Genomic DNA, 12,920 nt, shown 5'->3' with positions numbered 1-12,920 from the left:
ATTATGAGAAATTATATGTTATTTTTATTTTTACTAGGATGCTCAAATGTTTATTCTCAAAATAGGTATGAGACAGATAGTATAAAAGCATATTCATTGATTAATAAAGAAACTAGTTCTTTAAAGAAAAGTGAATGGATATCAATTTTTGATGATACAGGCAAAATTGTTATTATATGGAAAGAAAGAGGAAAGCATAGAGCTATTAAATTGTATTATAAAGGCAAAGATTGTAAAAAAAGTAAGAGGCAAAAACTTTTGAAAGACGATAAATCTAATATAGATAACCTTCTAGGAAATCCAGAAATTATATCCGAAATTAATAATGACAGATGTAATGAAATGGTTCATTCATTTAATAAAGTTAATATAGACATTACTTTAAATGATAAAGTATATCACAATAGTTTTTATTCACATTGTGAACAAAAAAATCAATTGAAATCATTAATGTCTTTATACTTTAATTTAAGAAATTAAGTAATGAAAACCACCTTCGGGTGGTTTTTTTATTGTTGTAAATTTTCTTGAAAAAATGTGTTGAACTTTTTAGTAGTTAGCATTTTGTCTACTATTTTAAAAACTGTTTTTCTATCTTCTTCATCTAAATCATCAAAAAGTCTATTCTGTTCAAGTATAGATTTATCCCCTGCTCGTCCTAGTATGTCACGCAACCGCTACCGCTAGCATTTGCTAGTGGCGTTTGTGAGTAAAACAACGAAAAAAACTATTTTAAGAAATTAAGATATTTTTTTCGTTGTTTTTAGCAAATTACAGTTTACAAAAACGCTTGCAATACCTGTTCTAAAGCGGTTATTTTATTTTGGTTTTAAAACCTGCTCCGTTCACACCCCAAAATTTACCGAAAACAAAAAAGTTATTAACATTCCTTTTTTTCTTCTCTACCCCTTTATACGCCTATCTTTCTTCCGTTTTTTCTTTGTTTTTGTTTTCCGCCCCATTCCGCCCTCATTTCAGGGGTTTTTGTGGGGGCGAAAAACACAGAAAAACGAAACCAAAAACAGCTCAAAACCAAAGCAAAAAAGAGAAGAAAAAGTACAAAAAAGAACAGAAACAAAACCCTAAATCTGAGAGCCGAAAAACGGCTAAAAAAGAGCAAAAAACAGGCTTAAAATTGCTTTTAAAAATCAAATACTAAATTGACAAAAAAGTGAACAAATAAGAACCGCCTAAAACTTGTATTGAGTTTGCCAAAATATCAAAAATAGTTTGTTTAAAAACTAAAAAAATGGGTTGAAAACCCAAAAAAAAAGCCCCACCGCCTTTGGCGGAAAAAAAGCCCAAAAAAATACTCCGATTTTCGGAGCATAAAAATCAATTTTGCTAATAAATTGACAAAAATCAGCTTATAAAATGGGTTGCAGAACCACAACCAACCAACACCGACAAAATGGCGTAATTGTTAATAACTCAAAGTCAAAAAACAGTCAATATTTAGAGAGAAATGAGAAGTAAAACGCCTAAAACCAAAAAATAATTCAGCCTTAAAATAAGAACAAAAATTTAGGTCATAAAATCTTAAATTAGGCGCAAGATTTGTCAAAATAATTGCGGAAAATCGCAAAAAAAACCTGTGTCGGCTCACTAAAAAAGTTCAAAAATTGCCCTGCAAAGCAGTGTAAAAGAAGAAGAAAAAACAAAAAAAATGTTTGTGGTTGATTACCACAAAAAGCCCCACCGCAAAGCGGTAAAAAAAGCCCAAAAAAACAGTTTGTCTTTGGCGTGGCACACACTATTAAAACCACGACAAAAAGGTTCCAACATTGGAACTTTCCAATAATGACAAGGGTTTTAAGGAAATGACATAAGTTGAAAATTTATAAAGACATAGGAATATTTAATAGTGGATATTTCTATGTTCTTTCATGACTATAAAGTGAATTTTATATAATCGTAACCAGAGTTATCTAGGAAATGAGTTTATTTGAAGTATTTTAAGAATTACACCCTATAGGAATTACACAAGCATTAAATTCTTGATTGGTTCGTACTCTATTTTTTCTAGCATCCTGTATTTTTTCTCTGAAGAAATGTTTGTTGGGAATTTTGCCAAGGATGACTTCCATAGGAGCTAATCCATATAATTCTGTGGGAAATCTATGGTAATTATAATATTCAACAAAACGTTCTAAATCTTTAAGATGTGATTTTTCATTAAGAGAATATTTTCCATGTAGAAATTCAGTTTTATAAATACTGTGTGTACTCTCAGACATAGAATTCGAAAAAGGAAAGTCTTTGGTTTGTGCTGTTATTTTGGTAACTACTGGAGGTGCTTTTATGCTATCTATCCACGTTAAGAATTCTCCTTTATTCTCACTTCCACCATCAGATAAAATATTAATGGGTTTTACAGCATTGTATAAACCGTACTTTTCAAAAGTCTCTTGAAAAAGTTTTTTAATAAACTCGCTTCCAGCTTTTCCATTAGTAGATGCTTTGTGTAATATCGCTTTAGAAAAATTGTCTTTTACAAAAGCTACTTTTTGTATTCCGTCTTCTACTGTATTCACGTTAGTAATATCCACATGTAACCATTCAAAAATTCTATTGGCTTTCAATCCTTTTTTTCTTTCAGACTTAAAACGCTTTGGTTTTATATACCCTAAAGCAGATGCATATTTATTAAAGGTAGATTTTCCACAAAACACCAAACCATTTCTAAGCGCATGATAATACAAAGTAACTTTTGTTTTTCCGTAGTTAGCAGAATCAGTTACTAGATTTTCAATCGTAGAAACCTCTTTCCCCGTATTCTATGATAAAAACAAGTAAAAGTTGAGATATTATTTTTACTAATTTATGCAGCAAATTTAAAAGTATCTACATAGGGTGTTTGTCGTTTGACAACGGCAAACACTCTTGCTATTAATTTGTTTCTAATAATGTTAACGGTACTCATTTTACTTTTGCCTTGTTTTATTCTTTTATGATAGTATAATTTCATTTCTGGGTTATGTTGTATAGCAGAAATAGCGCACATATTAATAATTGCTTTCAATTTTTTATTAGCCAAATGAGAGACTTTTGTACGTCCTTTAATACTAGTTCCAGATTGGTAAGGAAAAGGAGCAACACCACAATAAGAGGCAAACTTTCTCCAGTTTTCAAATTTTGAAAAATTGTCAGTAAACACAATCATCATTATAGCAGTTTGCATTCCTATACCTTTAACACTAGTAACAAGTTTATAGGTTTCTTTTAACATTATATTTTGGTCAATAATAGCTTGCATTTGAGTATTAATCTTGTGTATTTGTTTGGTTAGTTCTGCAATCATTTTTTGTTGAACGTCAAAGATTATTTTATACTCTTTTGCTTTATAAATTCTTTTTTGTTCTTTCAAAGTAACTTTAAAACCAGCTCTTTGTTTGTTAAGTTTTGTCCTTAAAGATAAGAGACTTTTTAGTTGTAATATACTTCTTTTAGGTAGCTTACTGGGTTTAAGTTCTTCTTTTAATCGATACCCATATAGAGCAATGCGTTTGGCATCAATTTGGTCATCCTTTCCACGAGCAATACCAATAGATCTTTTAATTTCTAAACCAGAAGCTATGAAAAAAGATAATTTTTGTTCAGTTAAAGACACAGATAATAAATGAGAGTACATTCCTGTATGTTCAAATACAAACATGGTTTCTTCTTTAGAGAAAGACGAATTTTTAAAACTCCACTTTAGCATTAATTTAAATCCAGATTTACTGTTCTCAAACTGTTGAACAATTTGTTTAGAATAGATACAAACATCAATTAATAATTTACTGACATCGATTCCGATAATTTCATTTGTTTTCATAATTTTGTAATTAGATATTAATAATAGTTACTTAAACTAAGACCTTTAATAAGGGCAGAAACTGAAATTCTATATGGTTCTAAGTAACTTTTAAAAAGAACGGAGACTAATACGGGGGATGGCTCTAAAAAGCTAGCTGGCCGCTAAAGTTCACTCCGTTCTTTTGTGTTTTTGGTTATCAACAAAATAAGAGTTATTAACAAAGAAAAAAAGAAGCAAAAAAAGAAATTTCATCATAACTATTATGTTTTTATTTTAAGTAATTATTTCTATTTGCTAATCTAAAGGCTCCCGCTAGTTTGTAACTAGTGGCGTCAAAGATGATAACAACAAAAAGCTATGCTGCAAAGCGTAGCTTTTTGTATTTTAGCAATGCTATGAGTAGAAATTATAAATTTTATAATAAGAGTGGTTTATATTTTGTGAGTTTTGCAACAATCAATTGGATAGATGTTTTTACACGACAAGTCTATTTTGATGTATTAGCAGACAGTATAAATTATTGTAGAAAGGAAAAAGGAATGGAGTTGTATTGTTATTGTTTTATGCCAAGTCATGTACATTTTATTTTTCGTTCATCAAATAGCGAACCTTCAGAATTATTAAGAGATTTTAAACGACATACTTCAAAGAAAACTATAGAAGCTATAGAAAACAATCCACAAGAAAGTAGAAAAGAATGGTTATTATGGATGTTTAAAAGAGCAGGAAAGAAACAGGGAAATATCTCTAAATATCAGTTTTGGCAACATCATAATAAACCTGTAGAGTTATGGAGTGAAAAAGTTATCAAACAGAAAATAGATTATATACATAACAATCCTGTAGAGAGTGGTTTTGTAACAAATTCTATTGATTGGAAATACTCAAGTGCTAGGAATTATGCAGATGATACTACTATTTTAGAAATAGATAGTACAGGATTTTTTGAATAGGCTTTCACTCTTTGGGTTTTCTAATAAAAAAAGGTTGTTCAAGATTCCAATTGTAGAAAGTAACCAAATAGTCTAAAACCATTTTATATTCAGGAGTTTGTTCAAAATCAAAAAAGAAACCTTGGTCAGCCTCTGTGGTATTGTCATAATGCGCTGCTAAGAGACGTATATTTTCTTCAAATTTATAAGGGCAATTTTGGTCATTAGGTAATGTTAAGCTTTCATTTGTTTGTTTGCCAAAATGCTTAAAAAAATCGTGCTCATCTTTAATGTGAAACTTCATAGCTAAAAATTAGTATTTATAATAGCACTAATTTACAAAATAGCTTTTAAAAAGATTAGTTGAAGTTCACAAATTTTACAATAAGTTGTTTTAGTAGTTCTTTGTCTTTTAAAGCAAGTTTCTGAGACTTTTGTATTAAAAGAGTTAGTTCAGTATCCTTTTCTTTATCAAGTCCACATAAGGCATCTAAAGAGACTTCTAGTTTTTTAGCAATCGCCAATACTACATCTAGTTTTGGTACCACTTCACCACGTTCATACCGTGCAATATTTCCATGACCTATCCTTAAATGGTTAGCCAATTGTTTTTGAGTAAGCTCTTTTTTAGTTCTATAATGCTTTAGGTTTTGGATAAAATCAGATAAAATTAAGTTCATAAAAGGTGTTTTAAAAAAAGATTCGTGCAATTTTTCTGTAAAAATAAGGGATTAAGAGCAAGTATCCAAATATGGATATTGTTTTATTACTCATTTGTGGATACCTTAGATTTTTCAATGCACTTTAAAAGTATCCATATATGAATATTTTAGACACAAGTAACACCAACAACTACAAGTACACTACAAAACATTTAGAACTCCATATTTTAGGTGGAATTAGAACCAACAAATTAGAAAGTCTACGAGTAACAATAAGCATACAGAAACCCAAACAGCATAACGTTTTAAGGCAAAGTATAGACTTGTATAATGATAATCAAGTAGAGAAATTAGTACGAAAATCAGCAGAAAGATTAGAAATAGGAACAAGTATCGTAAGAAAAGTATTACAAGAACTCACACACGAATTACAGAATTATAGATTTTTATTATTAGACAAACAAGCAGAAGCCTATAAACCCTACACAAAAGAGTTAACAGCTAAAGAAATTGCAGAATCAGAAGAATTTTTAAGACAGGGAAACTTGCTAGAGAGAACCAACAAATACATCAGTGAATCTGGAGTTATTGGCGAAGACGTTAATAGATTGCTGATGTATTTAATTTTTACGTCAAGAAAAACCAACAATCCTTTGCACTGTATTTCTTTGGGAAGTTCTGGAACAGGTAAAACACACCTGCAATCTTCTATAGCAGCTTTAATGCCAGAAGAAGATATTATAGAAGTAACTACTTTATCTGCAAATGCTTTGTACTATTTTGCTAAAACAGAGCTCTCTCATCGAATTATTATGATAGAAGATTTAGACGGCGTACAAAAAGTATTGTATACCATTAGAGAATTTGCTAGTAAGAAATGGATTAAAAAACGCGTGGTTCATAAAGATAAAAACGGAGAGAGTAAAACCATTCCCTTAGAAGTACAAGGCCCTGTTTGTTTTGCAGGCGCTACCACCCAAGAGACTATTTACGAAGACAATGCCAATCGTTCTTTTTTATTATACATAGATGAAAGCCAAAAACAAGACAAACGTATTATGGATTATCAGCGATTAGTCATTGCAGGAAAAGTAGATGAAAGCCTACAGCATACAGCCAAAAGCTTATTGCAGAATATACAGAGAGTTTTAAAACCCATCAAAGTGATTAATCCGTATGCAGAATATTTAGAGCTTCCGCAATCCGTTTTTAAACCAAGAAGAACCAATGCTCATTATTTACGATTTATAAGTGCCATCACATTTTACAAACAATACCAACGCGAACACAAAGTAAATAAAGAAACTGGAGAAGAATACATAGAAACAGAAATAGAAGACATTAAAGAAGCAAATGAATTAATTATAGAAGTATTATTAAGAAAGTCAGATACATTAACAGGAGCTTGTAGAAATCACTTAGAGAATCTAAAACATACTTAAAGGAAGAGAATACAACCACGTTTACAAGTTCTGAAATTAGAAGAAAATTAAGACTCAAAGAAAGTACATTAAGAAACTATACTAAACAACTCTTATTAGAAGGTTATATAAGATACGTAAAAGCAGAAAAAGGGAAAATGTATCATTATGAAATTGTTGATATAGACGAATATACAAACCTTAAAGCGCAGATAAATAAAGCGTTACAAGACTGTATAGATAGAATAAAAGGTAAAGAATAATACTTGTCTGTACGACACGCACCCTCGCAAGTTCGCAACCACTTCGCAAGTAGCATTTTTGCGAAGTTATTTAATTAACAATCAGTTTATTAAATAAGGTTCGCAACAAAGCTTCAAAAAACACATACCGAGTAAAAAATAAAAAACGATAAGAATGAAAAAATTAATACTACAAAACGAACCTTATAAAATCTTTGTGAAGAACTTTAAAGAATGGTTAGACATCTTAGGTTATGCAGAAAGTACAGTGTATAGTTTACCCTTACATCTTCAGGAGTTTTTTTATTATTTAGAGCAAAGTAGTATTAAAAGTATCAATGATATTAGTACAAAGACAGTCAAAGAATATTATAGTTATTTACAAGAAAGGCCCAATCAAACAAGAAATGGAAGTTTAAGTAAAAGTTACTTAAACAAACACCAACAAGCTCTTAAGAAATTTAGAGAATATTTAAAACAACACAACTACAAAGACTTCAATATACATTTAAAAACAGAAGAGAATCCAACAGAAGAACGAATCAATATACTTACACAATTAGAAATTAAAGAACTCTTTAAAGCAACAGAGTATAGTCATAATTATGAGCATTATAGATTAAGAGATAAAGCCATCTTAGTAATCTTTTACAGTTGTGGATTACGCAGGACGGAGGCCGTCAGCCTAGATATAAAAGATATATTCTTTGATAAAGAGCGCATACACGTTAGAAAAGGAAAGAATTACAAGGAACGGGTAATACCCGTCAATAGATACAATTTACAAATCCTAGAAGACTATGTCTTTGAATCACGACCACAATTTACTCGCACTGAGCGAAGTCGAAGTGAAGAAGCACTATTTATTAGTAAACAAGGCAAGAGAATGGGCGGAATGAGTTTATCAAACCGATTGCAGAAAATTATACAAGCAAGTAATAACAAGGAGATTGTAGAAAAAAAAATTACACTACATACATTAAGGCATAGCATTGCAACACACTTATTACAACAACAAGTAAAGTTAGAGTCTATCAAAACCTTTTTAGGCCACAGTAGCTTGGAATCTACACAACTGTACACTCATTTATTAAAAACAATAGAAGATGATAGGGTATAAAGAATATTTAAAGAAAGAGAATTATAGAACAACAACAATAGATAGTTATACAAACGAGGTAAAGAAATTTAATTCTTGGTGCAAGAGAAATCATACAACTCCAGAGCAAATAGATTACAAAACTTGTATGAAATATATTAAACACTTACAAAGAAAGAATACTAATAAAAAGACGGTAAATCATAAACTTGGAATCATAAAGAGCTATCTAAACTATTTAATAGCTGTCGCCTTGCGGCCAGATAACCCGATAGAAACTACCACCATTAAAGGCATCAAAAGAACAGTCAATTACAACATCTTAGAATCTGATGAATTGGAAGATTTATATTATAGTTATCAAAGCGACAATGTCGCAGATAAGTACCACAGACTGTGTGCAAAGAGGAATAAAGTAATCGTTGGTTTACTAGTCTATCAAGGATTAAATACAACAGAACTCATACAATTAGAACTCGAAGATTTACAACTTTATAAAGGCAAAGTTTATATAAAAAGTGGAGCAAGAAGTAACTCAAGAACATTAGAATTAAAACCCTGGCAAGTCATAGAATTTTTAGAATATATAAAAGAAGTTAGAGAAGAAATTATAGATAGAAAACAACTACAAACTGATAGAATCTTTATTCCAAGTAACAAACGCTTGGGAAATACAATCCAGTTTATTTTAAAGAAGTTAAAAAAGATAAATCATAAAGTAAATAGTTCCAATCAAATAAGAGCAAGTGTAATTACAAACTGGTTAAAACAATATAATTTAAGAGAAGTTCAAGTGATGGCAGGGCATCGTTATATATCTTCTACAGAACGTTATGTACAAAACGATTTAGAATCTTTACATGAAATTGTAAATAACTTCCATCCAATACAATAAAATCTTAAATTTGTGTAAAATGAAAGTCATGAACATTGAAACCACAAAGCTAGAATTGATGCAGATGTTATTACAAACTCAAAAGGAGAGTGTTTTAGCAAAAATCAAGAGTATTTTTGAACAAGAATCGAGTACTTTTTATTCCACTAAAATATCTGATTTACAACAAAGGGCAGAAGAATCTTTAAAATCCATAGAAAGTGGAGAAACAAGACCGATCGAGGAATTTAAAAATCAACTGGACAATTGGAAGAACAATCAAGCTATTTAGTAGAGATTACATCAAAGGCAGAACAGTACTACTGGAGCTTATTGGTTCACTTATATGAAAATCACTCTATTGAAAGTGCCAATAAGAAATCTGATGAGATTATAGCGTTAGCAATGTCTTTAAATGTTAATCCTCAAAGAGGAAGTTTAGAAGAAGATTTAGCCCATTTTAACAAAGAATTTAGATCGCTGATTTATCGTATTACCAAACGCAAAACAGTCAAGATTATTTACTTGATTGACGAATTAACAAACAAGGTGTATGTAACTGACTTTTTTGCAACACTGATGAACCCCGATAGAAAGAAGAAAAGAAGTTAATTTAAAGGGTTGTAAGGTGTTCGCTACGCCCCTCTGTGCAGCACTTTTTTTTGGCCAAAAAAAAATACATCGGCTTACAGCCGTTTTTGTCCAAAAAAAAGCTGCTGCCTCCCTGCTTCTGCTCCGCTCACTCGCAGCTCCTCTGTATTTTTGCTGACGGCTCCTATGGGTCGCCTACAAAAATCCACCGCTGCTTATCGGGCGCAGCCGCTGGTGCCAAAGCCTACTGCGCATTTTTTTTTAATCGATTTATTATTTTTATAATAAGGAGAAAAAAAATGCTTGTGGCGCGTCCACGCTGCTCACTTAATCGTTCGCAGACAATGTGTCCACGTCGGCTTTGGCGCTGCGCTTTCGCTGCGCTGGTTTTGCGTACAACGCAGAACACTCAATCGGCGTTGGCCTCTACAAACAGTGCGGTACCAATCAAAAAAGGAAAATACATAGTAGGCTATCATCCTACAAAAAGTTTACCGTTTTTTTAGTTAAATCCTAAAATGAGTTTACAGTTTTTAAAATCAGTACGGAAATCATTTTAGATATCAGAAGCTAAAGAACTTACAACAAACTATGTAGTTCCCCTGCTGAACGCGCTATCGCTTGTCTCATTTTAAAAAGCTGACGATTTATCTCCCTGGCTTCGGCCCCACTATAAATCCTCATCTTTTTAAAACGGAAGTTCCCCCCAATACTCAGTACTCAATACTCACTACCAATTACCGATAACAAATCCACCAATGAACCAACAGGTATCCGGAATTTTTTTATATATTAGCATCAGCTATGACAGCAACCGAAATAACATATCAAAAATTTTTCTTCTCAGGGGAGATACCGTGCCAAAAAAAGGCAACCGGAGAAAAAAAATGCGTAAGCGCACTACAGTTCTTTAATCAGCCGGAAGGGTATGTAAAAAACGAGGATGGCAAGTTCGGATATGTATATCAATACAAAGACCACTTAGGTAATGTACGACTATCATACACAGATACCGATGCATCGGGGGATATATCTCAAGACGAGATTATCCAAGAGAATCATTACATGCCATTTGGACTCAAAATGCGCGGATTTAATAATGTGGTAAATTCCAATGGAAATAGTGTTGCAGAAAAAAGAATGTTTGGAGGAAAAGAATACAATGAAGAACTGGGTTTAAACTGGTATGATATTACGGCTCGTAATTACGATCCTGCTTTGGGACGTTGGATGAATCTTGACCCGAAAGCAGAAGAAATGCGTAGACACTCACCTTATAACTATGCGTTTAATAATCCTATTTATTTTTTAGACCCAGACGGTATGAAACCTTTTGGTTGTCCTGATGGCAACTGTGATGATGATATAGTTGCTAAAGCTAAAAAAGCAGCAAAAGATATAATGAATTCATTTATAGGGCTATTTAAAGAGGCCTTTAATATTCAAAGAGAAAAAGAACTGCAAAGTGTAGATGATAAGGTAGTAGAAAACGCAAAAAATGAAAGAGCTGAAGCTAATAAAAAGTCGAAAGATAAATTTGTTAAAGAAGTAAAAGAAAAATCTGGAACTGTAGTTAAAGGTATGGTTTATGTTGCTGCTGATAAAACAGATGAAGTTGCTGGCAATGTCTCTGACGCATCCGTAGCTGTAACTCTTGCTTCAGGTGGGACATCAGCACTGTAACAGTTCCATTAGCAAAGACGGCAGACGGTGTTTCTGCAGGAGCTAAAGTTACAAAAGGTACTTTACATTTAAGTGAAGGAAATGTAGATAGAGCTGTCGATGAATATACTGATGCTGTTACAAATGCAGCATTAGGTCATGCAGCTGGTTCAGTTGTTAAAAAATTGAAAACTTCAGAAGTTATTACAAATAAAAGTAGCGAGGTAATAATTTCTTCTACACTAGATATGTTAATTAGTATGACTAGAACGGTTTTAGGGTTTTAATCATAAAGACATGAAGAAAAGAATAATTGACTTTATAATTACTAATCCTTTAATAACGGGACTTATATTTATAATAATAGGTTTGATATTACTAACTTATCAGTTAAATAGAAAAAAACCTATTCGATTTAAAGATTCAAATATTCTTTCTTGGAAAGGTCATGTTTACACATGGGCAATAATATTAATGTCAATAATTTTTGGATTGATTCTAATTTTTAAAAAGTTATGATGAATAAACGAGTGAAATTTAAAAGCAAAATTTTTAGACTTATACTTATAGCATTTCTTTCTATAATGATTCTATATAATTTGTATGCTTATTTTACTGGGATAACAAGTGCTATCTTTCCAATTATTTTTCAACTAGCAATGCTAGCGCTAGTAGTGATCAGGTATTATTATCTAAAAATAATTTTACAAGTTTGGAGTGGTATTTTTTTAATTACTCTTTCTTTAATTCAAGTTATTTCTAAATTAATTAAGGCTTTTATTAGTAATATAAATATAGATACAATTAGTATTATCAGAAATTTACTTTTCATAGTATTTGGTATCCTTATATTTTATTTATCCAGTACTTTGGTATTACAAAATGAAGATAATCACTAATAAGAATCGCTAGTCGAAAAACTAGGACAAAAGAGTTCCAAATTTGGGATAGGTATTGAAAATAAAGAGGTTACTTGTTAATATTTCTTTTTCATAGGTAAGAGAACCACACTGTAAGAGGTGTGGTTTTCTGTTTTTTAGGGCTAGGTATTTAGATTTGTTTTTTCCAAAAGAAAATGATCTTAAAAGCTCATATTGTTATGAAAGAAAAAATATCGTTAAAGAAATTACGTAAGCTTACCAGAGCATACCCCACCAGATATATTGTTTTTGGAGGCTCGGTAGTTAGTGTTATAAGATTAAATTTAGAAATATATAAAGGTCATTTTAACACGGAGCTTTTTACTTAGTGTACTTATCTAATAGCTCTTTAATTTCTTTGTCAGAGATGGAATCTTTCTCTCCTTTGTTGTAAATGGATAGTAGTAATACGGTGGTGTCATCCACTTGCACATAGGTAATCACTCTGGCACCACCGCTTTTGCCTTTACCTTTAGACGCAACGGCTAACCGTATTTTGTACACATCACTACCCAAAACTGTACCTAATGTTGGGTTTTGTTCCAGTTTGTCAAATAAAACGCTAAGTTCGGTTTTTAATGACCGGTATTTTTTACTAAGCCGTTTCGCTTCTTTCTTAAAATGATCGGAAAGTTCAATCCTAAAGCTTGGATATGCAACAAAAAATGGTACAAAAAGTTAAGCTACATTTTTGATTTGATATAATTTTTCAAATTCG

The 12,920-nt window shown here is 31.4% G+C and carries 15 protein-coding genes; 10 read left to right on the top strand and 5 right to left on the bottom strand.

Annotated elements, in window-relative coordinates:
• Positions 1-3 precede the first annotated feature (3 nt).
• Complete coding sequence (locus tag GKR88_04075) at positions 4-480, top strand: hypothetical protein (GenBank protein QMU63533.1); 477 nt, start codon at positions 4-6, stop codon at positions 478-480.
• 343 nt (positions 481-823) lie between these two features.
• Positions 824-1,159 (top strand): hypothetical protein, encoded by a 336-nt coding sequence (locus GKR88_04070; protein ID QMU63532.1) that lies wholly within the window; start codon positions 824-826, stop codon positions 1,157-1,159.
• Between the two features lie 796 nt (positions 1,160-1,955).
• On the opposite strand, the gene GKR88_04065 is transcribed toward GKR88_04070, so the two are convergent.
• On the bottom strand, positions 1,956-2,702 hold the full coding sequence (locus GKR88_04065; GenBank protein ID QMU63531.1) for a hypothetical protein: 747 nt from the start codon (positions 2,700-2,702) through the stop codon (positions 1,956-1,958).
• 119 nt (positions 2,703-2,821) lie between these two features.
• A complete protein-coding gene (locus GKR88_04060; GenBank protein ID QMU63530.1) occupies positions 2,822-3,817 on the bottom strand; it encodes a transposase in 996 nt (331 codons plus the stop codon).
• 377 nt (positions 3,818-4,194) lie between these two features.
• Between GKR88_04060 and GKR88_04055 the strand changes: the two genes are divergently transcribed.
• Positions 4,195-4,752: a transposase gene (locus GKR88_04055; protein QMU66637.1), complete on the top strand. Its 558-nt coding sequence runs from the start codon at positions 4,195-4,197 to the stop codon at positions 4,750-4,752.
• Positions 4,753-4,756: 4 nt separating this feature from the next.
• Here GKR88_04055 and GKR88_04050 read toward each other — a convergent pair whose 3' ends face one another.
• On the bottom strand, positions 4,757-5,035 hold the full coding sequence (locus GKR88_04050; GenBank protein ID QMU63529.1) for a hypothetical protein: 279 nt from the start codon (positions 5,033-5,035) through the stop codon (positions 4,757-4,759).
• Positions 5,036-5,090: 55 nt separating this feature from the next.
• Positions 5,091-5,411, bottom strand: a complete 321-nt coding sequence (locus GKR88_04045) for a helix-turn-helix domain-containing protein (protein ID QMU63528.1) — start codon at positions 5,409-5,411, stop codon at positions 5,091-5,093.
• Between the two features lie 140 nt (positions 5,412-5,551).
• Here GKR88_04045 and GKR88_04040 point away from each other — a divergent pair, with 140 nt between their 5' ends.
• The 7 genes from GKR88_04040 (at position 5,552) to GKR88_04010 (ending at position 11,303) form a co-directional block, all read left to right on the top strand.
• On the top strand, positions 5,552-6,835 hold the full coding sequence (locus GKR88_04040) for a hypothetical protein (GenBank protein ID QMU63527.1): 1,284 nt from the start codon (positions 5,552-5,554) through the stop codon (positions 6,833-6,835).
• Between the two features lie 396 nt (positions 6,836-7,231).
• The gene (locus GKR88_04035) at positions 7,232-8,176 is read left to right on the top strand and encodes a tyrosine-type recombinase/integrase (GenBank protein ID QMU63526.1); all 945 of its coding nucleotides are present in this window, start codon (positions 7,232-7,234) and stop codon (positions 8,174-8,176) included.
• Positions 8,163-9,050 carry a tyrosine-type recombinase/integrase gene (locus tag GKR88_04030; protein ID QMU63525.1) on the top strand — a complete coding sequence of 296 codons (888 nt, stop codon included), beginning with the start codon at positions 8,163-8,165 and terminating at the stop codon, positions 9,048-9,050. Before GKR88_04035 ends, GKR88_04030 begins: the two co-directional genes overlap by 14 nt.
• Before the next feature lie 28 nt (positions 9,051-9,078).
• Complete coding sequence (locus GKR88_04025) at positions 9,079-9,321, top strand: hypothetical protein (protein ID QMU63524.1); 243 nt, start codon at positions 9,079-9,081, stop codon at positions 9,319-9,321.
• A complete protein-coding gene (locus GKR88_04020) occupies positions 9,297-9,641 on the top strand; it encodes a hypothetical protein (protein ID QMU63523.1) in 345 nt (114 codons plus the stop codon). The genes GKR88_04025 and GKR88_04020 overlap by 25 nt, the downstream gene beginning before the upstream one ends.
• Before the next feature lie 86 nt (positions 9,642-9,727).
• Positions 9,728-10,126 (top strand): hypothetical protein, encoded by a 399-nt coding sequence (locus GKR88_04015; protein ID QMU63522.1) that lies wholly within the window; start codon positions 9,728-9,730, stop codon positions 10,124-10,126.
• Between the two features lie 298 nt (positions 10,127-10,424).
• Positions 10,425-11,303 (top strand): hypothetical protein, encoded by an 879-nt coding sequence (locus GKR88_04010; GenBank protein ID QMU63521.1) that lies wholly within the window; start codon positions 10,425-10,427, stop codon positions 11,301-11,303.
• Positions 11,304-12,523: 1,220 nt separating this feature from the next.
• Here the strand turns inward: GKR88_04010 and GKR88_04005 are convergent.
• Positions 12,524-12,841: a hypothetical protein gene (locus tag GKR88_04005; protein QMU63520.1), complete on the bottom strand. Its 318-nt coding sequence runs from the start codon at positions 12,839-12,841 to the stop codon at positions 12,524-12,526.
• Between the last annotated feature and the right edge of the window lie 79 nt (positions 12,842-12,920).

The sequence above is a fragment of the Flavobacteriaceae bacterium genome (genome assembly GCA_014075215.1).
In the GTDB taxonomy this organism is placed as follows: Bacteria; Bacteroidota; Bacteroidia; order Flavobacteriales; family Flavobacteriaceae; genus Polaribacter.
The sequence above is the reverse complement of the archived record's forward strand: the minus strand, read 5'-3'. Positions and strand labels throughout refer to the sequence as shown.